A 1,361-nucleotide genomic window follows, 5' to 3' on the forward strand; every position below is an offset into this window, starting at 1 on the left:
ATCGGTGCGATATTCGTTTTGGGCTAAAGCTTATTATCAACAGCAAGCAGCGAAAGGAAAACCGCATAATACCATCATCAGAGCGTTGGCATTTAAGTGGATCAGGATATTGTTTCGGTGCTGGAAAACCAGCACAGCATATGATGAATCAACTTATCTAGAAGCCTTGAAAAGTAAGGGTTCACCGCTCTTAAAATATGCGGTAAAAAGTAAAACTTAATGCTTGCTGTCCACCTCAGGGCGTGTTGTTATATTTTGTTTAATAATTTGAATACGTTACCGTTTACTGCCAAAACTAGCAACATAAACAACGGTTAAAAGTTAAATAAACCGCCACGCACTTGAGCCTAGAAAAGAAAGCAACATAACGAGCAGTTGAATACGCAAATGGCACTTGCCAAAGTTGATTAAAAACTGAAAATGTTGAGGCCTATTTGCCTACAAGCGATCTAAAAACAAAGTTTAGCAAAGGCCTAAATCTGAATTTATTTTAAGTTTTTAACCACCGAAACGTGGCGGAATATAACGCCCCACTAAGGGGCTAAAAATTGTTGGCTATAATATTGAGCGGAGCGAAAAAAGCCAACTGTTTTTAGTCCCGCTTAAGTGGCTTATAGTTGCTCCGTTCCATTAATTAATCAGTTTACCTAACTTATTAATAGGTGGAATATGCTTCTGTTGCTTACGAATATTTGAGCGAAAACATTCGATGCTTATAACAAGACTTTCGGAGCAACAGAAGTCACTTGTTTCAATACGCATACTCAGGGATTGCCGTCTATATCGACTATCTATAAGACCTGCGAGAAACAATACCACTGCCATATTCCATGGTTAACTTTACGCTTTGGAGGTCAAAAATGAAAGTTTTTAATCCTACTGATTTTGCCGCCCTTATCGCTATCGATTGGGCAGATCGTAAACACGACGTTTGTGAACTCGAACAGAAAAGCGACAAACCCATTTTTACCGTTATTTCCTCAAAACCAGAAGCTATTAATGCTTGGGCGAATACTTTAAAACAAAAATATAATGGTCAACCCGTTGCTGTCGCTTGTGAATTAAAAAAAGGCCCTTTAATTTATGCGCTCAGTAAATTTCAGCATATCGTATTGTTTACTATAAACCCCTCTACCGTAGCAAAATACCGAAAGGCATTTACACTCAGTGGGGCTAAAGACGATCCAACAGACGCGGCTATCCAATTAGAAATATTACAGCAGCATATGCCTAAATTGAGCGTCATTACACCCGATACCGAAAGTGTCAGGTCGCTTGCCCAACTGGTTGAATATCGTCGTAAACTCGTGCAAGACCGTGTAGATTTAACAAATAAAATCACCACAACGTTGAAGAATTAT

1 protein-coding gene and 1 pseudogene are annotated in these 1,361 nt (G+C 38.9%); both read left to right on the forward strand.

From position 1 onward, the window contains the following. A pseudogene (locus tag DPX34_RS22205) lies at positions 1–220 on the forward strand (IS110 family transposase); the annotation flags it as partial. A 640-nt stretch (positions 221–860) separates the two neighbouring features. Next, a partial coding sequence (locus DPX34_RS21615) for an IS110 family transposase (protein ID WP_157964591.1) occupies positions 861–1,361 on the forward strand: 501 nt, incomplete at its 3' end.

It is taken from the genome of Algibacillus agarilyticus (assembly GCF_003286125.1).
Classification (GTDB): Bacteria; Pseudomonadota; Gammaproteobacteria; order Enterobacterales; family Alteromonadaceae; genus Algibacillus; species Algibacillus agarilyticus.